Source organism: Fusobacteria bacterium ZRK30 (assembly GCA_024628785.1).
GTDB lineage: Bacteria > Fusobacteriota > Fusobacteriia > Fusobacteriales > Fusobacteriaceae > Psychrilyobacter.
Genome location: CP102404.1, coordinates 641,714 through 661,671, shown reverse-complemented (window position 1 = coordinate 661,671; position 19,958 = coordinate 641,714). Strand labels below are relative to the sequence as shown.

The 19,958-nt window shown below is 32.4% G+C and carries 27 protein-coding genes; 24 read left to right on the top strand and 3 right to left on the bottom strand.

Annotated elements, in window-relative coordinates; genetic code table 11:
* The first annotated feature begins 1 nt into the window (after position 1).
* The 19 genes from NRK67_03270 (at position 2) to NRK67_03180 (ending at position 13,992) form a co-directional block, all read left to right on the top strand.
* On the top strand, positions 2-142 hold the full coding sequence (locus NRK67_03270) for a hypothetical protein (protein ID UUV16941.1): 141 nt from the start codon (positions 2-4) through the stop codon (positions 140-142).
* Positions 143-145: 3 nt separating this feature from the next.
* Positions 146-625 carry a hypothetical protein gene (locus NRK67_03265; protein ID UUV16940.1) on the top strand — a complete coding sequence of 160 codons (480 nt, stop codon included), beginning with the start codon at positions 146-148 and terminating at the stop codon, positions 623-625.
* A gap of 9 nt (positions 626-634) precedes the next feature.
* Positions 635-952 carry a hypothetical protein gene (locus NRK67_03260; protein ID UUV16939.1) on the top strand — a complete coding sequence of 106 codons (318 nt, stop codon included), beginning with the start codon at positions 635-637 and terminating at the stop codon, positions 950-952.
* The gene (locus tag NRK67_03255) at positions 952-2,400 is read left to right on the top strand and encodes a phage tail sheath family protein (GenBank protein UUV16938.1); all 1,449 of its coding nucleotides are present in this window, start codon (positions 952-954) and stop codon (positions 2,398-2,400) included. The genes NRK67_03260 and NRK67_03255 overlap by 1 nt, the downstream gene beginning before the upstream one ends.
* On the top strand, positions 2,400-2,915 hold the full coding sequence (locus NRK67_03250) for a phage major tail tube protein (protein ID UUV16937.1): 516 nt from the start codon (positions 2,400-2,402) through the stop codon (positions 2,913-2,915). The genes NRK67_03255 and NRK67_03250 overlap by 1 nt, the downstream gene beginning before the upstream one ends.
* Before the next feature lie 312 nt (positions 2,916-3,227).
* Positions 3,228-3,581 (top strand): phage tail assembly protein, encoded by a 354-nt coding sequence (locus tag NRK67_03245; protein ID UUV16936.1) that lies wholly within the window; start codon positions 3,228-3,230, stop codon positions 3,579-3,581.
* A 135-nt stretch (positions 3,582-3,716) separates the two neighbouring features.
* Positions 3,717-6,113: a phage tail tape measure protein gene (locus NRK67_03240; GenBank protein UUV16935.1), complete on the top strand. Its 2,397-nt coding sequence runs from the start codon at positions 3,717-3,719 to the stop codon at positions 6,111-6,113.
* On the top strand, positions 6,106-6,321 hold the full coding sequence (locus NRK67_03235; protein UUV16934.1) for a tail protein X: 216 nt from the start codon (positions 6,106-6,108) through the stop codon (positions 6,319-6,321). The genes NRK67_03240 and NRK67_03235 overlap by 8 nt, the downstream gene beginning before the upstream one ends.
* Entirely contained in the window at positions 6,318-7,352 is a 1,035-nt protein-coding gene (locus NRK67_03230; GenBank protein UUV16933.1) for a hypothetical protein, read from the top strand. Before NRK67_03235 ends, NRK67_03230 begins: the two co-directional genes overlap by 4 nt.
* Positions 7,352-7,948: a phage baseplate assembly protein V gene (locus tag NRK67_03225; protein UUV16932.1), complete on the top strand. Its 597-nt coding sequence runs from the start codon at positions 7,352-7,354 to the stop codon at positions 7,946-7,948. The genes NRK67_03230 and NRK67_03225 overlap by 1 nt, the downstream gene beginning before the upstream one ends.
* Before the next feature lie 399 nt (positions 7,949-8,347).
* On the top strand, positions 8,348-8,857 hold the full coding sequence (locus NRK67_03220) for a phage tail protein (GenBank protein UUV16931.1): 510 nt from the start codon (positions 8,348-8,350) through the stop codon (positions 8,855-8,857).
* Positions 8,857-9,156, top strand: coding sequence for a hypothetical protein (locus NRK67_03215; GenBank protein ID UUV16930.1), 300 nt, complete (start codon positions 8,857-8,859; stop codon positions 9,154-9,156). The genes NRK67_03220 and NRK67_03215 overlap by 1 nt, the downstream gene beginning before the upstream one ends.
* Positions 9,149-10,246: a baseplate J/gp47 family protein gene (locus NRK67_03210; protein UUV16929.1), complete on the top strand. Its 1,098-nt coding sequence runs from the start codon at positions 9,149-9,151 to the stop codon at positions 10,244-10,246. The genes NRK67_03215 and NRK67_03210 overlap by 8 nt, the downstream gene beginning before the upstream one ends.
* Positions 10,239-10,844: a phage tail protein I gene (locus tag NRK67_03205; protein UUV16928.1), complete on the top strand. Its 606-nt coding sequence runs from the start codon at positions 10,239-10,241 to the stop codon at positions 10,842-10,844. The genes NRK67_03210 and NRK67_03205 overlap by 8 nt, the downstream gene beginning before the upstream one ends.
* Entirely contained in the window at positions 10,837-12,030 is a 1,194-nt protein-coding gene (locus NRK67_03200) for a tail fiber protein (GenBank protein UUV16927.1), read from the top strand. Before NRK67_03205 ends, NRK67_03200 begins: the two co-directional genes overlap by 8 nt.
* Positions 12,030-12,617 carry a hypothetical protein gene (locus NRK67_03195; protein ID UUV16926.1) on the top strand — a complete coding sequence of 196 codons (588 nt, stop codon included), beginning with the start codon at positions 12,030-12,032 and terminating at the stop codon, positions 12,615-12,617. The genes NRK67_03200 and NRK67_03195 overlap by 1 nt, the downstream gene beginning before the upstream one ends.
* Positions 12,618-12,626: 9 nt before the next feature.
* Positions 12,627-12,881, top strand: a complete 255-nt coding sequence (locus tag NRK67_03190) for a hypothetical protein (protein ID UUV16925.1) — start codon at positions 12,627-12,629, stop codon at positions 12,879-12,881.
* Positions 12,882-12,973: 92 nt separating this feature from the next.
* The gene (locus NRK67_03185) at positions 12,974-13,384 is read left to right on the top strand and encodes a lysozyme (GenBank protein ID UUV17758.1); all 411 of its coding nucleotides are present in this window, start codon (positions 12,974-12,976) and stop codon (positions 13,382-13,384) included.
* 140 nt (positions 13,385-13,524) lie between these two features.
* Complete coding sequence (locus NRK67_03180) at positions 13,525-13,992, top strand: hypothetical protein (protein ID UUV16924.1); 468 nt, start codon at positions 13,525-13,527, stop codon at positions 13,990-13,992.
* Between the two features lie 92 nt (positions 13,993-14,084).
* On the opposite strand, the gene NRK67_03175 is transcribed toward NRK67_03180, so the two are convergent.
* Entirely contained in the window at positions 14,085-14,522 is a 438-nt protein-coding gene (locus tag NRK67_03175; protein UUV16923.1) for a hypothetical protein, read from the bottom strand.
* Positions 14,523-14,909: 387 nt separating this feature from the next.
* Between NRK67_03175 and NRK67_03170 the strand changes: the two genes are divergently transcribed.
* Complete coding sequence (locus NRK67_03170) at positions 14,910-15,287, top strand: hypothetical protein (GenBank protein UUV16922.1); 378 nt, start codon at positions 14,910-14,912, stop codon at positions 15,285-15,287.
* Between the two features lie 88 nt (positions 15,288-15,375).
* A complete protein-coding gene (locus NRK67_03165; protein UUV16921.1) occupies positions 15,376-15,600 on the top strand; it encodes a hypothetical protein in 225 nt (74 codons plus the stop codon).
* A gap of 49 nt (positions 15,601-15,649) precedes the next feature.
* Here NRK67_03165 and NRK67_03160 read toward each other — a convergent pair whose 3' ends face one another.
* On the bottom strand, positions 15,650-15,787 hold the full coding sequence (locus NRK67_03160) for a hypothetical protein (GenBank protein ID UUV16920.1): 138 nt from the start codon (positions 15,785-15,787) through the stop codon (positions 15,650-15,652).
* Between the two features lie 982 nt (positions 15,788-16,769).
* Here NRK67_03160 and NRK67_03155 point away from each other — a divergent pair.
* Entirely contained in the window at positions 16,770-17,378 is a 609-nt protein-coding gene (locus tag NRK67_03155) for a LysE family transporter (GenBank protein ID UUV16919.1), read from the top strand.
* A gap of 186 nt (positions 17,379-17,564) precedes the next feature.
* Here the strand turns inward: NRK67_03155 and NRK67_03150 are convergent, their stop codons facing one another.
* Complete coding sequence (locus tag NRK67_03150) at positions 17,565-18,059, bottom strand: GNAT family N-acetyltransferase (protein UUV16918.1); 495 nt, start codon at positions 18,057-18,059, stop codon at positions 17,565-17,567.
* Positions 18,060-18,473: 414 nt separating this feature from the next.
* Between NRK67_03150 and NRK67_03145 the strand changes: the two genes are divergently transcribed.
* Positions 18,474-18,689 carry a hypothetical protein gene (locus NRK67_03145; protein UUV16917.1) on the top strand — a complete coding sequence of 72 codons (216 nt, stop codon included), beginning with the start codon at positions 18,474-18,476 and terminating at the stop codon, positions 18,687-18,689.
* A 184-nt stretch (positions 18,690-18,873) separates the two neighbouring features.
* Entirely contained in the window at positions 18,874-19,359 is a 486-nt protein-coding gene (locus tag NRK67_03140) for an NUDIX domain-containing protein (GenBank protein ID UUV16916.1), read from the top strand.
* The last annotated feature ends 599 nt before the right edge of the window (positions 19,360-19,958 follow it).

Below are 19,958 nucleotides of genomic sequence, written 5' to 3'. Positions count from 1 at the left end.
TATGTCAGCTAAAAATATAAGAAAGGAAAACTTAAATAGAAAAACTTCTCCACATAGAATAGCAGAAGTTTCAAATATTATTAAAGATGTTTCGAATGTAGTTAAAGAATTTTCGCCAAAGCATATTAATAAAAAGGAGTAGCCTATGTCCATAAGAAATTTAGAGCAAGAAATTAAAAAGAGACTTGAAAATGCGATAAAAGGTATTCAGTTAATAGATGATGAAGGAAATCCAGTTATCCCTTTAGTCGTTACCGGTATATTGCCAATGGATACAGTAAGAGGGAAACCATATATATTAATCCAGACAACTAATATTCAGGATGATGAGATGAGCGGTAATGTTGATGTTAGTATCCTATATGCAACTATTGGAGCAAGTAGAGAAGGAAGAAATGATCCAGAGATAGAAAAAGAAGCACTATCAACGGGACACTGGGATACTCTCTCAGTAATAGATAAGATCAGGGAAGATTTTTTCAAAGATACAAACTTTGAATTCGGGATCCTTAAAAGATCTATGAAACATGAAGTATTTGGAGCAGTGAAAACACCATACTATCTTGGTGAAACTAAATGCTCATTTGTAATAGCAGTAACTCAGCCACAAGATGACTATCTGTAGGAGGGAATGATGGTAGCAAAAAAAGAACCTAAAAAGAAAAAAATAACAAAAATAGAAGAGAAAAAAATAAAAGAATCAATTGAAGTAAAGAAGAAAAAGAGCACATTTTACATAGGACCGGGAGTTCAAAGAGGGATTTTAGATAAAGGAACTGTATTCATAGGAGATCTTCCTGAAGAAGTAGAAAAATTAAAAGTAAAATATCCATCTATAGTTCCTATGTTTGTTACAGAAAATGAATATGTAACAGCTTTTAATGAAATAAATCAACCAGGAACTGTAATAAATATCCTTTTTAATAAGGCAGTAGAGGAGGTAATGAACTAATGGGAACTATAAATCATGGAGTAAAAACAAGTGAAACCTCTACCTCTATGGCTAGTGTAATAGAAAGTGGTAATTGTGCAGTAATTATAGGAACTGCACCAGTAAATTTAGCAAAGTCACCTAAGATAAATACCCCGGTTCTCTGCTATTCAGAAAAAGAAGCAATAGAAGCTTTTGGATATTCAGATGATTGGGCCAGTTATACACTTTGTGAAGCTATAGATGTATTTTTCAGGCTATTCAAAGTAGGACCAGTAGTTTTCATTAATGTCTTGGATCCTGCTACCCATAAGGAAGCAGTGGCAGATACAGCTATTACATTTACTAAGAAAAAAGGAACCATCACAGATAAAGGGATCCTATTACCTAGTTTAGCTTTAAAGCAATCTGATGATACTGTGGTTCCTAAAGATAAATATACAGCAGTGTTTAATGAAGATGGTTCAGTAAGTATCATCATTATAGATGAAACATTAGCTGGAACTCTTACAACAGGAAAAGTAAGCTATGACAAATTAAAACCAAGTTTAGTAACTGAAACAGATATTATCGGTGGGATTGATACAGCTACTCTTAAAACGGAAGGAATAGCTTTAATAAATCAGGTATTTCCTAAATATAATAAAGTTCCTAATATCGGATTAGCCCCTGGATGGACAGATAAAAGTAAGGTAATGACCTCGCTGGTATCAGCTATGAAAAGTATCAATGAGGTCTTTACCGGCATAGCATTAGCCGATATAGACTCAACAACTATAGATAAGTATAACAAGGTTCCTGCATGGAAAAACGATAACAGCTATATCCATGAAAACTTGTATAACTTTTGGCCAATGGGATTAATAGATAAAACTCTTTATCATATTTCTACTTTAGTAGCTGCTTCTATATATGCAGTAGATGCTAAGAATGGAGATATCCCATATGAATCACCTTCCAATAAGCCTCTTAATCTAACAGGGATCTGTCTGAAGAATAAAACTGAAGTAGATCTTCTATTAACCCAGGCGGATTACTTAAATGATAATGGTGTTGCAACTGTTATTAACTTTACAAATGGATGGAGACTATGGGGGAATAGAACCGGATGTTACCCGGCTAATAGAGATATTAAAGATAATACAATTTCTTGTAAAAGGATGTTTATCTGGGATAACAACAACTTTACTTTGACTTACTGGTTAGATGTAGATAAACCGGCAAATAATAAACTCATGGATAAGATAGTAGACAGCTATAACGATTACTACAATGGATTGGTAACTACAGGAGCTATTTTAGGTGGAAGGATTGAGTTTAACAAGCAGGATAATCCTACTACTAAACTAATGGATGGGAAGTATAAATTTAAAAGATATATGACTCCAGTAGGAGTAGCTGAGAAGATAGAATCAGATCTAGAGTATGACACAGAATACCTAAAGAACCTATTTGGAGGTGGTAACTAATGAATGGATTTCCAGTATCCCTACAAGGATTTAGTTTGTATTTAGATGCATTAAAAGAAATAGGAACAGTAGATGTCGAATTACCTAATATCCAGTTTATGACTGACACAGTTACAGGATCAGGAATAGCAGGAGAGTTAGAAGTTCCTATTGCCGGGTTAACTAAATCTATGGGGATGAAAATAAAGAAAAGAGCAGTTAACAAACAATTTACAACACTTCTTGCACCTATCACACATCAGTTGGCATTTAGAGGTAATTTGCAAATGGCTGATCCGGGAAGCCCAATAGGAAAGTTAAGAAATAGAAAGATAAGAGTTATGGCCAAAGTAATGCCTAAGAATAAAAACTTAGGTAAAGCAGAAACCGCCAAGGCTATGGATACAGAAGTAGAATTTGAAGTAATTAGTTTAAGAGTATTTATCGATGAGATAGAAAATCTACATATAGATAAATTAAATAATAAATTTGTAGTAGATGGGATCAATTACCTAGACGATGATGACTTCCTATAAAGGCAAAAGAGTTCTTGTATAGTCAACAAGAACTCTTTCAAGAAATAAATAACGGTACTAATATTTACTGGGCGTTGATATTAATACATTAGTATAATTACCTCTAAAAATACCAAAAGTCAAGTAAATAAATTAAATTTTTATAAAATAATAGTTTTCAAAAAAAAACAAAGAGTTCCCGTAAAGTCGACGAGAACTCTTTGAAGAAGTAAAGTAAATATTAATACTAACTGGGCAGCAATATTAATATACCAACTTTATTAGCTTAAAAAATGCTAAAAGTCAACTTAAAATATAAAAAAGGAGGAATAAATGAAAGAAAATAAAGAGAACAAAACTGAAGAAATAAAAAAGAAAAAAGACTATGTAACTGTAGTTGGAGGAGTTACTACTATTAATTTAAAACATCCTGTTAAATTTAATGAGGTTGAGATCAAAGAAATTAAGATGGATTTCAATTCTTTGACTGGAGCAAAATTATGTGAAGCTGAAGTAGTCTCCCAAGGTAAATATTATAGTCCTAGTTCAGAGATTAAATTCGGACAAGCATATCAAGCTGCAGTAGGAGCTGTTGCTGCAGAGCTTCCCTATGAAGCAATTTTAGAATTAAAGCATTCTGATTTTGATATTTTGGTAGAAGTGGTCAAGGGTTTCTTATTAGCATAGATCTAAATGATCCAGAAAAAATTTTAAAGTTTAGGAGCAATATGATAAGGATAGGGCAGGTTACTAAAACTGGAATAAAATTTTTTAATGATTTAAAACTTATAGATCTAGTTAAATGGATGGAGGCGATACCTGATGAATAGAGATTTTATTATTAAGATAGGTGGAGCCCTTAATCCATCAGTAAAGAAAAGTTTTAGTAAGGCCAGTAAGGAATTAGAAAAGTTAGGCTGGGAAATGAAACAGATGAAAACAAGGAGTAAAGCTTTAGCAAAAGCCAGGCAAGAAAGCTCTAAGTTAGAAAATCAATTCATTAAAAGCCGTGCTGAATTTCAAAAAAATACTAAAGAATCAAAAATCTTAGCAGATAAGATCGAACAGCTAAAGGTCCAGGTTAATGGATCAGGAAAAGCCAGTAAAGCAGCAACCATTGAGTTTAAAAAAGCATTACAGACACAGAAACAACTAGACAAAAATCTAATTAAATCAAAAGAATCAATGAAAAAATACAGTAATGAACTATCTAAAGCTAAATCAAGGGTCTGGATGCTCTCTAAAGGTGAAAAAGAACTTGGAGACAAGATGCAGAAAAATCTTAAGATCCAGGAGAAGATAAGAAAAAGTCAAAACAGGTTTAAAGGTTATAAACAAAATGGGCAAAACAGAATGAAAAAAATGATTGCTCCTGCCACTATGATAGGGGTAGGAGTTAAATTAGCTATAGATGATGAAGCTGCATTTGCAGACGTAAAGAAGCAATTGAGTATAAGTGATCCTAAAGAGATCCAAAAATTTAGAAAGGAACTCTTACAGACAACAAAGGATATCCCTTTGATGAATACTGAAATTTATGAGATAGCTGCTGCTGCAGGTCAGGCAGGAATAGAGCAAAAAGAACTGGCTAAATTTACCGCTGATACTGCAAAGGTAGCCGTTGCTTTTGGTATCGATGCAGATAAAGCCGGTGGAAACCTTGCTACCTGGAGAACTTCCCTTAAGATGACTCAGACAGAAGTTATGGGATTAGCAGATCAGATAAATACATTAGGAGATAATATCAAAGTCACACCTGCCCAAGTAAGTGACATTGTAACTGCTATGGGACCTTTAGGGAAGATGGCTAATATTACAGTTTCTGAAACTGCCGCTTTAGGGGCAAGTCTTATTGATTTTGGTGTTAAAGATGCTGGTACTGCCAGCACCGCATTAAGAAAACTTTATTCCACTATGAGTAGTGGAGAGTCAGCCAGTAAAAGCAGGAAAGAAGCATTTGAGGCACTAGGGTTTGATTCAGGTCAGATTGCAAAAGATATGCAAAAAGATTCTATGGGAACCATCAAGAAGGTCCTGGGGGCATTTGAAAATGTAGACAAGAGTAAACGGATGTCTATAGGAACTATGTTATTTGGTGAAGAAGCAGTAGGAGCATTATTACCATTATCCAACCAGTTAGGAAAACTGCAGAATAACTTAGACCTCATAAATGATAAGAAAAAAGTAGCTAACAGCGTTAATAAAGAATTTAACAATGTAAATGCTACTGCTTCAGCTCAATTAAAAATATTAGGAAAGTCACTACTTAATCTAGGACTGGCTTTTACTAATTTCTTACTCCCACCTTTAAAAGTCTTAACAAAACTATTTACTAAAGGATCTCAGATAATCACAGGATTTTCACAAAAATTCCCAGGACTGACAGAGTTTTTAACTCTAACGGCAACAGGGTTTGTAGGTGTAAATTTAGCTATTGGAGCAACTACTTTTGGAGTAGGTGCACTGGGAACAGCATTTACCGCGCTAATGTCTAATCCAATCCTTTTAATTTTAGCTGCAATTGCAGCAGGTGGATATTTAATCTATAAGAATTTTGATAAAATCAAAGCTAAAACTATAGATCTGTGGAATGGATTTAAAACTAATGTCGGAAAGATGAAAGATAAAACCCTCGAGTTATGGGATGTATTTCAAAAATCTCCAATATTTAAAATATTTGAGTACAGCCCTTTAGGGATGTTTTTAAAGGGAATCAAAAGAATTTATACCTGGTATAAGAAATTTAAAGGGGAAAAAGGGAATGAAAATCAAGTTACTTTTAGTAAGAAGGTTAATTCTCAATATAGCTTAAATAATAAGCCGGGACTAAATCCTAATATTCCTAAATATGCTACAGGGGGAACAGTCACTACCCCTCATTTAGCAATAGTAGGAGATGCTCCAGAAACTATTGTTCCCCATGATGGGACCAGACAATCAAAAAGCCTTTGGTATCACGCAGGAGCTAAGTTAGGAATGTTTGCTGGAGATGGGATCCCATCTTTAACTTCCAAGGTTGAAAAGAAATTAATTAATAATTCTATCGATAAAAAAATAGAGATTAAGATAGATTTTAGTCCCACTATCCAGGGGAATATAGATAATATCAGTGAAATTCTAGAAAAATCAAGCGAGGATCTCGTGCAAAAAATTAAGAAAATTGTTAAAGATATAATTGCTGAAGAAACCAAATCAGAAAGGAGGTTAAGTTTTGACTAAAGAAGCAGACATATACAAAACTATCCAGGGAGATACTTGGGACAATATTAGTTTTAAAGTCTACGGAGAAGATAAATTCTCTAAGGAACTTTTACGAGCTAATCCCAGATATATGAATATAGCTATCTTCAGTGGTGGGATAGAACTAATATGTCCTGATATTCCTAATACTAAAAACTTAACCCTTCCACCTTGGAGGCAGTCATGATATCCAGGAGAACTTATATAACTGTAACCTATGAAGGAAAAGACATCACAGGAGATATCTCACCATATATTCAAGGGTTCTCATACACAGATAACCTAGATAAAGGCGACAGTGTGACTCTCAGCCTCACAGGTGATAAATGGATAAAGGAATGGGCTATCTTAAAGGGAGATAAACTAAAAGTTGAGATAGGAGTGATTAACTGGAGAAATGAAGGAGATAACAGGATCTTAAAGTGTGGGACGTTTACCGTAGATGATCTGTCTTTTTCAGGGACACCAGATACAATGAAGATTTCAGGAACTTCTATAGATATAACTAAAGATCTTAAAGGAGTAAAAAAAGATAATACCTGGGAAAATGTATCTCTAAGAGAGATCGCTCAGGAAATATCAAAGAATTATTCTATGGATCTATTCTATGACTGTCCTGAAGAGTTTACCTTTGATAAGGTGAATCAATTAAAAGAATCAGATACAAGTCTACTTGCCAGACTCTCAAAAGAACAGGGAATGGCTCTAAAGATAACTATGAATAAGATTATTATATTTGATGAAAAGACATATGAAGATAAAGAAACAGTAATTACTTTTAATAAATCAGATCTAAAGAGATATGACCTTCAATGTGATGATTTAGAGGTCTATGATGGATGTACGCTGACATTCTATGACCCAATCTTAGGAGAGCTCTTAAAGGGCAAATATGAAGCCCCTACGAGTTCTTTCTATAAAGTGAAAACAGGAAAGATTCTTTATAAAAATATAGATACAAAAGTTACAGGTACCACAAAAGAGGAGAAAGAAAAGTTTTTAAATGAACGAGCAAAAAAGATACTTAGAAATAGGAATAAAAATGAAACAAAGATGAAGATATCTCATATGGGAGATCCGGAATACTTGGCAGGTCTTACAACTAAGATTTTAGGATTTGGAAGGTATGATGGAATCTATCTAATAACTTCAGTCACCCATGATATAGCCAGGGAATATATCTGCAGTTTAAATATGAGAAGGAGGTTGGACTTTTAATGGAGTTTAGGTTTTTAAGAACTGGAAAGGTATCCTCTATAAATTATAAGACAGCTACAGCAAGAGTAGAATTTGATGATACTCCTGGAGAGATATCTAAACCTTTAAAAGTTTTAATGGACCATACAAATAGAGAGAAAAATTATTCAATGCCCAGTCTAAAAGAAGATGTAATTTGTGTATTCTTACCTAATGCACCTGATGTAGGCTTTATTTTAGGGAGTTACTCAACGGAAAAGAATCTTCCTAAAGATTCCGGGAAGATGAAATATATTATCTTTCCTGATGGAACTAAGGTCAAATATAACTTTGAAACACATCTACTTGAAGTTGATTGTGTAGGAGATATAGATATAAAAAGTGCCAATAACGTAAATATATCTTCTAAAAATATAGTGATGACTACAGATAAACTAACTATTAATTCAAAAGCTACTTCTATTGCAGGAACTTCATTAAATATAGATGCAATAACAACTGCTAAAAATGTCACAGCTGAAGAAGTAGGAGTAACTAAACTTACTACTCCTAAAGGAGATGTAGATCTCCATAAGCATAAAGATGCGGAAAATAGACCAACTACAGCACCAATATAGTCTTTTTTACATAGTAAGAGCCTTAACTCTAGGAAATTAAGGCTCTTACAAAGGGTATATACGTCCTAATTAAATTCGGAGAAATCTAATTACTTGAAGTATCCCTCATAAATTAAGAAAAAGCAAATTTTTTTTATAATAAACTAAGAAATTAAAAAGCCCTGGCTATGAAAGTCAGGACTACTTTAAAGGAACGTTTAAACTCTGAGAACTAGGAGTTCAATAAGAGTATTCCTCATAAATTTTAAAAAGTCAATTAAATAAAAAAAAACAGGAAAAAATTCCTGTTTTATGCAAAACAATTTGAGGCATTGATTGCCTAATTATAGTATCTTTTAACGCTCCAAAAGTCAAATTGATAACTTATATTTTAGAAAACTTTAAGTGAGGTGAAGAATAATGATAGGAAATTTAGGATATATCCCCTTTGAAGTCTCCTTTGATGGGAAGAATAAGAAAATATTAAACTTTACCAACTTAAAGTTAAGTGGTGGTGCTAATTATGAGAAACATAACCGGAAAGGACAAAAACCTGCTCTGGAATTTATAGATCTAAAAACAGATGTTCTTACTTTTAAAATGACTCTTAGGAGTGACTTTGGAGTAGATCCACAGGAACTGCTTAAGAAATTAGATCTATATAAAAATACCGGTGAAACACTAGATTTTAGTCTGGGGAATAAGCCTATAGGAGCCGGCCAGTATGTCATCACTTCCTATGATGCAGGATATGAGTATATAACCAATGGCGGGAAGATTAGAAAAATAGATATCTCCCTTACTTTGGAAGAATATGTGGAACTGATATACAAAAATACAGATATAGTTATTAAACCTAAAAAGGCTACTAAGAAAAAAATTGTCCCTCAAGGGTTTAACCAGGGAATGATAGAGAGAGGTGAAGGTTAATGATCTATAAATTAGAGCCGCAAAATAAGGTTAATTTTAAAGCTGCCGGAATAGATAGGATCCTTCAAAATGGAAGAAATATCCTTTCTGTAGTCATAGGAGAAGTTATCCTAGCCAGGGGTGTTGGAATAGATGGAAATATAGTTGATTCACCTCTGAATAGGAGTGCTGCCTTGATGAATATACAAACACAGTTTAAGAAATATGAACCTAGATTAAAGATACATAAGATTGAATATATAACAGATCATCAAAGGGGGACTTTAAAGCCCATCATGGAGGTGAGTATTATTGAATGATTTAAATATACATAATGAAAGTTCAGAAGAGATCCTCGGAAGGATGGTTAAAAAATATGAAGAATTAAGTGGTGTTTCACTAGGGTTAGCAGATGAAAGAAGATGGCTACTGCAGACAGTTGCTTATTCTTTATTTATCAGAAATGAAACCACCAATGAAGGACTTAAAATGAATTTACTCAGGTATACAAAGGGAGACTATGCCACTGAGATGGGAGCCTTTACAGACACAGAAAGGTTAGGTGCTAAAAAAGCAAGCGTGCTCTTAAAATTTGAGATAGAAGAAGCAAAGGAGCATCTTTTAGGAGTTAATCCGGTAAGAGTTACACCGGGGAATAATATGTATTTTTTAACACCATATTTTGAATTTAAACCGGGAGAAACTATTAAAGAAGTTATTGCTATTTGTACTGAAGAGGGGATAGTCGGAAACGGGTATCTCCCGGGAGAAATTAATAAAATAGTTGATCCTTTCCCGTTTTTTAAATCGGTAATAAATATGGAAATATCCCAGGGAGGAGCTGAGATAGAATCAGATGAAAGTTTAAAAGAAAGGATCCGAACTGCTCCAAGTAAATTTTCAACTGCAGGTCCAGGAGATGGGTATATCTATTGGGCCAAAACTGCTAATCAGGAAATCATAGATGTAAATGTAGAGATGACTGATCCTGGAACAGTCCGGATAACCCCTCTAATGAAGGGAGGAGAACTTCCTACTGATAGTGTCCTCCAAGATGTTTTTGCTATCTGTAATGCAGATAAGAGAAGACCTTTAACAGATAATCTAGTAGTGAATAAGCCTGCACAAATAAACTATGATATTGATTTTACTTACTATATCTCCAATCAAAATATAGGGTTAGTAAACGAGATCCAGGACCAGATTAATAAGGCAGTTAGCGAGTATGTAACCTGGCAGAAAGGAGCTCTAAAAAGAGATATAACTCCTACTGAGTTAGTCTATCTAGTAAGAAGCGCAGGAGCTAAAAGAGTTACTGTTGTATCTCCAACTTTTAAAATTGTTAACTCATTTGAAGTGGCCAAGGAAATAAATTTAAATATCAGATATGGAGGAGTAGAAGATGATTAGAATAGATGATATTTCAATTCTGAGACTTCTTCCTAATTTTCTTCAGGGAGATAAAGAGATAAAGCTTTTAATCCAGGTTATCCAGGAAGAATTAGATCTGATTAACACCAGGGAAAAGAGTCTTTTTCTCTATGGTGATTTTAAGGTATTGGATGAGCCTATCCTAGATGAACTAGCTTATCAATGGAGAGTTGAAGGTTATGAACAGACACTATCTAAAGACATTAAACCTAGTTTAGTTGAAACTGCATATATTGTCAGAAAAACCAAGGGAACCAGGTATGCAGTAGAGAAAACAATTAAAGATATCCATGGTGATTTTGAACTACTGGAATGGTATCAATATGGTGGAGATCCATACCATTTTAAAGTTGTAGGAGATACTGCACCAACAGGTGAAAAATTAGAAGAGTTATATAAATCAATTAATAGAACAAAAAATGAGAGAAGTTCTTTAGATGGGATAATAGTCAGCAGCCAGTGGGAAGGAATAAACTACTATTCTGCACTATATCATTCATCTATTTTTGAGGAGATCCCATTAGATCCCAATACAGCTTCGAATTTTGAAGAATATTTAGGAGGAATAGATGGCTAAATATACAGGAACAATACTTACAAATAAAGGTAAAGAACTATTAGCCCGAGCTATATTAGGTGAGGTTATCACTATAACCAAGGCAGAAATAGGAAAAGGGATTATTCCTGAAGAAACAAATAAAGAAGATTTAACCTCCCTTATAGAAACTTTTAAAACTTTAAGTATTACAAGTACAACAGTTTTAGAAGCAGGTAATTACAGGGTAAGGGTAGCCTTTAATAATAAGGGGATAACTGAAGACACTTATTTGAGAGAAATAGGGATCTTTGCCAGGGGTGAAGACGGTATAGAGGTGCTATATTCCTATTGTGATACAGCTGCTCCGGATCTTATTCCAAGGGAATCCAGCGGAGCATTAGAGAGAGTAGAAGATATTATCACCTATATATCAAATGCTTCAACTATCAATGCAGTTATAGACCAGAGTAACGTCTATGCAACTATAAAAGATCTTGTAGATGGACTTGCAACTAAGGAAGATAAGTTTACTAAAAACGATGGATTCAATAAAAATAAGAGCGATGCAGTAAACTCAGATGATTCAAATACATTGGCTACCAGTAAAGCAGTCAAAGTAGCTTATGATAAAGCCGTAGAATGTAAATATGATGTAGGAGATTACTGGATAACGGAATCTACCTCTAATCCTGCAACTAAGTGGACAGGGACCACATGGACAAAATTGGAAGGCCGGGTGCTGTTGGGTACTTCTAATGGTTATGCTTTAGGAACAGAAGGGGGAAGATCAACAGTCGCACTGACACTGGCTAATATGGCAGCCCATACCCACGGGTTTTACGGGACTACCAATACTACCGGGAATCATTATCATAAAGGTGGAAATCACAGGCACAGAGTAGATAACCATGCCCATACACAGCCAGCACATACTCATAATGTTGTTACAGGAAGAAATGACAGTAACAGTTATCATAGAGGAGGAGGTAATATTGGTCATATAGGTAACTCGGGAAGCTATACTTATAGTGGTAAAATATCTTCTGCAGGCGGACAAAATACAGGCGGATCAAGCCCGTATACAAATTATCAAAATCCTAATACTTCTACAACAGGTAACCATAGCCATACAATTTTTGGGACTACAGGAAGCAGTGGAAGTGGATCAGCATTTAATATCATGAACCCATATAGAGTAGTTAATATTTGGAGGAGGACAGCATAATGAAAAATTACATATATCTTGATAGAGAAAAGGCAAAAGAGGGTGTCTCTTTAGTGTATGAAGTTTCAGAAACAAAAATTGAAAACTATAAGGAATATTTTGAAGGGAATGCAGTGGAATTTTATGGGGTTGATCTTCCTCACTTCATTACCTACCTAGAAAAAACTGATTCTATAAGGGAAGCCACTGAAGAAGAAAAACTGGAAAGAGGAGACAGGGTCTTAAATGATGGGGAAGTTCTTATGAATGGAAAGATAGTTTTATATGATAGTTACTCTCAAAAGGTTGTAGATGATCAAATAGTAGATAAAACCAGGCAAGACTATATTACTGAAGGGGAGATTACTCTGGAAAGTGAGAAGGAAAAGGCCAGGGCTCAAAGGGAAAAAGAATATGCTGCCTATCATAAATTAGCCAATAATATATTTATGGGAATAGAGGAGCCATTAACTGAAGATGAAAGTGCCGATATAAAAGTATGGCATAAAGCCTGGAAAGATGTTCCAGGGAACTATACCAATATAAATATCTCAATAGAAGATATGTTTCCTAAGAGATCAGATCGAATTAATTACTACTACAATTAGGAGGTGCAGATGATTCCATTATTTAATTTAGTGCTGGAAGATCCATTAAAAGGATTAATTGTCATCATTATTCTATTTACTATCTACCTTTGGAGAGAACAAGGAAAAATTAAAACTGAAATCAGGACTATGGAGAGATTTCTTGATGATAAAAAAGTAGATAAAAGTGATTTTAAAACATATGTAAAGAATCATCAAGAAGACCATAAAAGCCTTCTTGAACATATAAAGATAGCTATTGATTTATTGAAAGATAGGAGGTAACCATGAAAATATCTACACAAGGAATAGATCTTTTAAAACATTTCGAGAGTTACGAAATAAAGGCATATAAATGCCCTGCAGACGTTTGAACTATTGGATGGGGATTTACTCAAATCAATGGGATAAAAGTCAAAAAAGGGGATATTATGACCTTAGAAGAAGCAGACAAAGAACTGATAAAACAATTAAGAATTTATGAAAATGTAGTAAAAGAAGTAATAAAATTAGACTATATAAATCAAAATCAATATGATGCTTTAGTGTCTCTCTGCTACAACATTGGAGGATCCAGTTTTAGGAGGTCTGACATAGTAAAACTGGTCAATGGCAGAAACTTTATAGGCGCATGCCGGATCTTTAACCTATGGTCCAAGGCAGCAGGAAAAAGATCCAAAGGTTTACTAAGAAGAAGGATGTCAGAAAGAAATTTATTCTGCAGTTGGCCAGATCCAATTGTAAAAGTTGTACCTAAAAATTACCGGGAAACGTTTAGAGAACTATAAGGAGAGCTAGATCGATAAGGGAATTGTTTTTAGGAGAGGATTAAATCCTCTCCTTTTTTTATAAAAAAAGGAAACAAAAGTAAAAAAGAGTATTTAAAATATATAAACAGTTTAATGAAATAAAAAAAGGAGGTATTTGTATGTCAACAATCAGTAAGAAACTACAAGATAAAATTGTATCTACAGGTGGGATTAATACCGACGAATCATTTAAGGAATTGTGTGACCTAGCCTACGAAGAGGGACATAAATACGTTATTAGAGCTCGTCTATACGAAGGTGGAGAGTTCGTTGCATATCTTCATATTAAAGGAGTTGCTGTCGAAAAAGATAAGGATCCTAAAGATTATCAACATTTTCATATTAGCTTTTTAGAAGTAGGTGCCAAAGAAGAATTTGGTGCTGGTATGATTTGGGGAGTTTTAGATGAGTTACCAAAAGGAATAATCATATTTGAAAAATCTGAACCGCAGAAAGTGGATAATTTTGGAATGCTAACATTATGGCATAAAAAGAATTACCTTGGGCTCCTGGCAACTGATGGTGGATTCGCCTCCGATTTAATAGATGCAGGTGTGGGAACTCTTCATTACGAAAAAAAAGAGTAAATAATTTTTTTTGTGACCTTCAAAATAAAAATCAATAAAATTGGACTTAAAAGGACGCTAAAAAAAATTAGCGTCCTTTTAATTGTAGTTTTTTAAATTTTCTTTAATATAAATCTCATTATAATTATAAATGTTAGTATTAATAATAATAAATTTCTAACTATTGTATTTCTAGATGTTATATCCTCTTTATCAGTCACATCATAGATATCTATCCAGGCGTCCATTAAGGGATAAACTACACTCTTAGCCATAAAACCACTTCTTTTATCGATTTTATTAATTGTCATTTCCCCTAATTTTATCTCTTCTTGAGCCTGAACATATCTCTTATCCAGGTTTTTAATTTCTTCTTCTGTAAGGGCAAGCTCCCTTGATTTCTCTATTTTATTCATTCTATCTTTGTAAAATTCTACCTTCTTCTTTACTTCGTATCGTTCTTTAAATGTACTCATAAAATTTAAATTATCTCTTGGAGAACTAAATGATGTCAAAAATAAAATAAAAAATATAAAAATAATTTTTTTCATACATCGCCTCCTTTTTTATATCATATTAATCATAGAAAGTGTCATTAAAGAATATATACTATAAATTAATTTATTTCCTACTAAAGCTATTTTTTGGTTCTAGTACAACAATTTAAATGTGATAGAGTACTCTAAAAAATAAAAAGAACAATTAGAAAATAAAAACAAAAAATTTAATGAAAGTTATGTTAGTTTTTAATGTTCCTTTTTACCTCTTTTGTAACATCCATTTTAAAAAGTAGTAAAATCAGTCTTAGAAGGGCGCTATGAATTTAGCGCCCTTTTATTTTTGAGAAAATCTTAAAAATTTGATTTTATTACTATTTAAAGGCAAACTTAAATAAGGGTATACAGTTTTAAAGGGATAAAAATAGGGGGGGAGGGAGAATGAAAAAAATAATATTAATATTAACATTTAGTGTAATTTTAATTAGTTATATGAAATTCATCAATCAAAACCAATTACAAAGTAGTACTACTAACGTTAAAAGAAGTTTTAAAAGCAGATTTACAAATGCCAAAGTTATTGCCTATTGTGAAAATGGGAAAATTATATATAAAGGAACTTTTAATGACGGAAAAAAAGATGGGGAATGGATTACTTATTATAAATGTGAAATAATCAAGCTTAAAGCAAATTATAAAGATGGAAAAAAACATGGAGAGTTGATTTCTTATAATAAAAACGGACAAATAAAATCCAAATCAAATTATAAAGATGGGAAATATATTAACAATAATATGATGTCTAGATTTTCTTATTAAAGAAAGATATAAATTTAATTTAAATTCTGAAATTAAGCCATATTTAAAAGCCAACTTAGGTTATTCGTTTAACTTTGGTGAATCTAATTTGACAGGTAAAAGAGGTTCTAATGGGAAAACATATAGATATAACACAAATATCGAAGATGGTCTATACTGGGCTTTAGGTGGAGGTTTAGAGTATAAGAACTTTACTGTAGATCTAATGTACGCTGTTACTAAAGCTAAAACTAAAGTTAAAGCATTTAAAGCAAAGGAAGATAACGACTACGGAAGAGTTGTTCTTTCGGCTGGTTACAAATTTAATTTATAATAGTAAAGAAAAAAAGGCCGAAAAAACCGGCCTTTTTTATTCTTTTATTTTATTTAATATTATGTTTTTTTTCATGCATTTTTCGCCGTCTACAATATTCTTCAAAGCTCCCATAAAATTTTTGATAATGAGGATTTATTATATAATACTTATACCATCTTGCTAGATACCATCTTAATTTTTTCACTGTTCCCCCCCTTCCCTAAATAACTTCCGTTTAATTCACTTACAAAAATGTAGGCGAATACTATTAGTTAATTTTACCATATTTTTAATTATTTTATAGGAAATTTTATTATTTTTTTATTATTTTTACGAAATATATCGTTAACTCTCAAAATATCATTTAACTTTTAATCTTTACTGGACATGTCATATTTAGTATTATATAATTACTTTATACAAAGGAAATAAAGGGCTCTACCTATTACGGCACCGTGTAGTCCCTTCTCAGGTACCATCATTAAATTTTAAGTTTTCACAAAAACTTTATACTATAGAGAAAGAGGAGTACCGAAGTACTCCTCTTTTTATTGATGCAATATAATCTCATATTTATCCTTTCTTAAAATGAAAAAGAATGAAGTTTAACTTCCATCTTTTCAAAACCTTTATTCAAGCCCAATATTCTATTTTATTCATACTATCAGCACAAATTACCTTTCCTGGATTCTTTTTAACGTTGTCTATTTTAGCCTTTGTAAAAAGTATATGACTTACTGGTTTCTCATTAGAAGTTGCCAAAAGGGAGATAAGTGGTTTTCCGCTTTCATCTTCTAAAAGATAAGTAACTAATCCCGCTATTATTCCCCCTTTTTCACCAAATACATCTTTATGTACCTTTATAATATCTGTATAATCGTTTATTGTTGTTTCTTTTATTTATTTCTCTAAAAACCCCTCTTAATACAAACATAATTCCCCCCTTTAAATTCTTTATTTTAAATGTACCACATTGTTTACCCCAAACCAAGAGATCCAAATTTGTAGAAAAAAGATCCTAATGTCGTATAATGACATTAGGATCTTTTTTTTTAATTGAATATAATATTTTATTCCAGCTTTTTATCCACTTAGATCAATTACAATAATTCTATTTACATTTTGAAACATTTAAGATATTATATTTAGAATATCTACTAATATAATTTATGAGGGAGGAGTTTTGTATGGAATTTATTATAAAAGGTTTTACAATTGGTTTTCTTGTAGCTGCCCCTGTAGGACCAATAGGGATCTTATGTATTAAAAGAAGTCTGACCAAAGGTAGAAAATCTGGCTTAATAACAGGGATAGGAGCAGCCACAGCAGACACACTATACGGATGTATAGCTGCTTTTGGAATGACTACTGCTTCCAATTTACTCCTTACTTATAAAGATATTTTTCAATTTATAGGTATATTTTTTCTTTTATATTTAGGAGTAAAAAGTTTTTTTAAGGAATCCAATGAGGCAACAATAGCCATAGACAGAAATAATAAAATCTTTAAAGACTATATCTCAACATTCTTTCTTACTGTTACTAACCCATCAACCATACTTTCATTTATTGCTATCTTTGCAGGAATAGGAGTCCTTCCAAAAGATACTTTTACAGTATTTTCTTTAGTGTCAGGGGTTTTTTTAGGATCATCATTTTGGTGGCTCTTTCTCAGTTTTACAGCTTCAAAAGTAGGGAATAAGATAGGAAGCAAACAACTTACTTTAATAAATAAAATTTCTGGGGTAGTTCTGATACTATTTAGCACCTTTTTCTTTTATAACCTTGTTATATAAAGTCTAATTGCTGATGTTCTGAATTGTTAAAAAAGATGTGAAGGAAGCTATAATTAGCTTTCTTTTTTTATCCAGCCAAGTTTTCTATTCCCCCTACTCCTCTATTAAAATAATTTCTTATTTGTTTTGGTAAATAAAAAGCACACTAATTAATCAGTATGCTTTGAATATTTATTTATAAAATTTTTAATACACTTTTCCCATATAGTATTGATCAAGAAATTTATCCTCTAATTTGAAAGATGACCTTTTAATTCCTTCAATTTCAAACCCCATAGATTTATATAGATTTACCGCTTTTTTATTCTCACAGGCGACAGTTAATTCCATTCTTTTAATATTATTATTCTGGGACCACTGGTCTACTTTATTCATTAATGCTTTTCCTCCGCCTTTTCCCCGATAAGAACTTAAGATCCCTAAAGCAATATGCAGATTCTGATTCATTCTATTACATTTGTACCTTACACCTTTTAAAAATCCAACAATTTCACCTTCTATCTCCATTAAAAACATAGGGATTTTATTTTCAACATTATATTTAATAATGTTTTTTTGATCTTCCAAGGTTGTTTTTCTTTCTCCCGGTTCAAACATCAGAAAGTTTGTCTGCTCGTCTAAAATTTTAAGCATTTGAAGATATTTCTCTGCATCTTCTAATAATACTTCTCTTACAATCATAAAATCACTCCTCCATACTTATTTTTAATATTAAGTATAGCTCATAAAAAGCTTTAGCTCACTATTTAATTTTCAATATCCATAATTCCCCCCAAAGGGATCCCACTATTACCGCTGCTTAGTTATTGAGAATGTCACCGCGACACATCTTGCTTTTGTCTGCTGCCATCCATTATTTTTTCAATTAGAGCTTCCTATGCAGTTCATCAGGATAGAACTTTGGGGGTTATTTCATGGCCTTGCTAGTGATCTAAAGGGTTTTTATATAATCCTTTATTTGTTATATTCCTGATGTGGCCTCCTAGAGTAAATCTCCATTCCATGTCCTGCCTCTGATATTTAAAATCAAAATACATGTTGAAAATTTTTATTTTAAGTAGTAATATTTAATTAAAATTTAAGAGGGGGTTAAGTATGTTAAATTATATTAAAGATGCCGGTTTTGATCTGGTAAATATCACTACTAATAGTGTTGGTGTCGGATTCGAAACCGGTCATAAATATAAAAATGTTAAAATCATTTCTGAAAGAGAAGGATTTATTACAATTGAATATTCTAATAGTAAGGACCATAAAATTATTCTTTCGAAAAATTCAATTCACACCATTGAAAAAGCTCATCGATACTAGATGAAGTTATTAGTGGCTGTAGGATGGAATTATCCTCTGAAGGAAGCTAAAGTTTTGGAGGGTGAGGCTTGTAGTGAGTAGTAAGTATTAAGAAGAGTAGAGGGGAAAAGAGCGGCTATGAGGAAAGGGAAGAGAAAGAGTAATTAAGATTTATTTTGAGCAGAAGTGGTAGGAGATAAGGGGGATGATAATGGATTGTAAATTAATAACAGATGATAAGCGATTTAGATATAGAGCTGCCGCGATAATTATTGAAGATGGAGATATTCTATTTGCTAAGAATGAAAAAGATAGCTATTATTATTCTGTAGGTGGAGCAGTAAAAATAGGCGAATCTACAGAAGATGCAGTTAGACGAGAGGTGTTTGAAGAAACAGGGATAGTATATGAAATTGAAAAACTTGCTTTCATCCACGAGAACTTTTTTGAGGGTAATGGTGGGACACTAAAAAAAGGAGTAAAATGTCATGAAGTCTGTTTCTATTATTTAATGAAATCTAGAGGAACAAAAGAATTAAAAAGTAATAGTTTTGCATCAGATGGAGTAAGAGAATTTATGTATTGGCTTCCAATACATGAGCTAGAAAATTATGAAGCTCATCCAAAATTTTTTATTAAGGAACTCCAAAAAATAGAAGAACATGTTAAACATATCATAACAAATGAATAAACAAAATTATTTGATGAAATCGAGATACAACAACACATTGATATTCATTAGGAAATATTAGTCTTTATTAAAATTTTAATTTTTAAATGGAGGTACTAAATGTCTGGTAAAGTTGCAATTAAAGCTGTTATGAAAATGTTAGATAAAGGTCTATTTCTACTGAGGATCTTCTCTCAGATAATTTTTTTTAGAGACACTCCTCTGTGAGATCCCTGGAAGAATTTGAAAGTAAATTCAATGCCGCCCTGGAAAAGGGGTAACAAAAGAAAAATATGCACAGGAAATTATTAGAGTACATACCAAATTTAAAAATAATGATGAAATGAAGAATAAAACTATTGAATTTTATGCTGAAAAGTAGGAGTATTCAGAATCTGAAGAAATAAAGCCAACAAATTAAACATAGAGTTAATTTCTAAAAAAATATTGTAGATACATTTAGTGAAAGCAATTAAGGAGGAAATATGGGACTAAACTGAACTGATCGACAAAAAATTATTGAAAATATTCAATATGAAATACTTAATTTAGAAGAATATGAAGAATACCGAGGAAATAATAAAGAGAAAAAATTTATTGATAAAGAACCAATAAAGAAA

Excerpts from the sequence above, each read along its gene's own strand:
- NRK67_03255 (UUV16938.1), top strand. The coding sequence starts at position 952 with ATGGGAACTATAAATCATGGAGTAAAAACAAGTGAAACCTCTACCTCT.
- NRK67_03270 (UUV16941.1), top strand. The coding sequence starts at position 2 with ATGTCAGCTAAAAATATAAGAAAGGAAAACTTAAATAGAAAAACTTCT.
- NRK67_03205 (UUV16928.1), top strand. The coding sequence starts at position 10,239 with ATGATTAGAATAGATGATATTTCAATTCTGAGACTTCTTCCTAATTTT.
- NRK67_03250 (UUV16937.1), top strand. The coding sequence starts at position 2,400 with ATGAATGGATTTCCAGTATCCCTACAAGGATTTAGTTTGTATTTAGAT.
- NRK67_03225 (UUV16932.1), top strand. The coding sequence starts at position 7,352 with ATGGAGTTTAGGTTTTTAAGAACTGGAAAGGTATCCTCTATAAATTAT.
- NRK67_03155 (UUV16919.1), top strand. The coding sequence starts at position 16,770 with ATGGAATTTATTATAAAAGGTTTTACAATTGGTTTTCTTGTAGCTGCC.
- NRK67_03245 (UUV16936.1), top strand. The coding sequence starts at position 3,228 with ATGAAAGAAAATAAAGAGAACAAAACTGAAGAAATAAAAAAGAAAAAA.
- NRK67_03190 (UUV16925.1), top strand. The coding sequence starts at position 12,627 with ATGATTCCATTATTTAATTTAGTGCTGGAAGATCCATTAAAAGGATTA.
- NRK67_03175 (UUV16923.1), bottom strand. The coding sequence starts at position 14,522 with ATGAAAAAAATTATTTTTATATTTTTTATTTTATTTTTGACATCATTT.
- NRK67_03200 (UUV16927.1), top strand. The coding sequence starts at position 10,837 with ATGGCTAAATATACAGGAACAATACTTACAAATAAAGGTAAAGAACTA.
- NRK67_03230 (UUV16933.1), top strand. The coding sequence starts at position 6,318 with ATGATATCCAGGAGAACTTATATAACTGTAACCTATGAAGGAAAAGAC.
- NRK67_03220 (UUV16931.1), top strand. The coding sequence starts at position 8,348 with ATGATAGGAAATTTAGGATATATCCCCTTTGAAGTCTCCTTTGATGGG.
- NRK67_03140 (UUV16916.1), top strand. The coding sequence starts at position 18,874 with ATGATAATGGATTGTAAATTAATAACAGATGATAAGCGATTTAGATAT.
- NRK67_03265 (UUV16940.1), top strand. The coding sequence starts at position 146 with ATGTCCATAAGAAATTTAGAGCAAGAAATTAAAAAGAGACTTGAAAAT.
- NRK67_03215 (UUV16930.1), top strand. The coding sequence starts at position 8,857 with ATGATCTATAAATTAGAGCCGCAAAATAAGGTTAATTTTAAAGCTGCC.
- NRK67_03195 (UUV16926.1), top strand. The coding sequence starts at position 12,030 with ATGAAAAATTACATATATCTTGATAGAGAAAAGGCAAAAGAGGGTGTC.
- NRK67_03260 (UUV16939.1), top strand. The coding sequence starts at position 635 with ATGGTAGCAAAAAAAGAACCTAAAAAGAAAAAAATAACAAAAATAGAA.
- NRK67_03150 (UUV16918.1), bottom strand. The coding sequence starts at position 18,059 with ATGATTGTAAGAGAAGTATTATTAGAAGATGCAGAGAAATATCTTCAA.
- NRK67_03180 (UUV16924.1), top strand. The coding sequence starts at position 13,525 with ATGTCAACAATCAGTAAGAAACTACAAGATAAAATTGTATCTACAGGT.
- NRK67_03145 (UUV16917.1), top strand. The coding sequence starts at position 18,474 with ATGTTAAATTATATTAAAGATGCCGGTTTTGATCTGGTAAATATCACT.
- NRK67_03240 (UUV16935.1), top strand. The coding sequence starts at position 3,717 with ATGAATAGAGATTTTATTATTAAGATAGGTGGAGCCCTTAATCCATCA.
- NRK67_03170 (UUV16922.1), top strand. The coding sequence starts at position 14,910 with ATGAAAAAAATAATATTAATATTAACATTTAGTGTAATTTTAATTAGT.